Below are 628 nucleotides of genomic sequence, written 5' to 3'. Positions count from 1 at the left end.
CCCGTAACGGGTCGCCCATACACCGATATGGTGTATCAACCAATGTTAGAACTGTTGGACTATCTTGATAGCAACGGCTTTAAAAACTTCATTGTATCTGGTGGTGGCAATGCCTTTATGCGAGCTTGGGCGACGGATGTCTACAACATCCCATCCGAGCGTATCATTGGTACTCGTCTATCTACAGAGTTCGTTAATGTTGATGGTAGTTACCAAGTTAAGCGCGTACCGGGCATTGAAGTGAATAACGACAAAGCGGAAAAACCACAGCAAATTTATCAGCACATTGGTAAGCGCCCAATAGCTTCGTTTGGCAACTCAGATGGTGACCTACAAATGCTGCAATGGACGACGTCAGGTCCTGGTCCTCGTTTAGCAATGTACGTTCATCACACAGATGACCAACGTGAGTGGAAATATGACCGCACCTCTAGCATTGGTAAGCTAGATAAAGGATTGGATGAAGCGAAAGCGAAAGGTTGGTTAATCGCTGATATGAAAAACGATTGGAAGCAAGTGTATCCGACCAAGTAAGATTTCAAATCTGACTGATATAAAAAGGGGTTAACCACTGGGTAACCCCTTTGTTGTGTCCGAAGAACGGACCACTGCTTTTTCTTATTTTTAA

General features: G+C 44.3%; 1 pseudogene. It reads left to right on the top strand.

Annotation, left to right across the window (positions count from 1 at the left end):
• Window positions 1-534 (top strand): annotated as a pseudogene (locus R7093_RS26230) (HAD family hydrolase); the annotation flags it as partial.
• Between the last annotated feature and the right edge of the window lie 94 nt (window positions 535-628).

It is taken from the genome of Vibrio sp. 1580 (genome assembly GCF_033340055.1).
The sequence above is the reverse complement of the archived record's forward strand: the minus strand, read 5'-3'. Positions and strand labels throughout refer to the sequence as shown.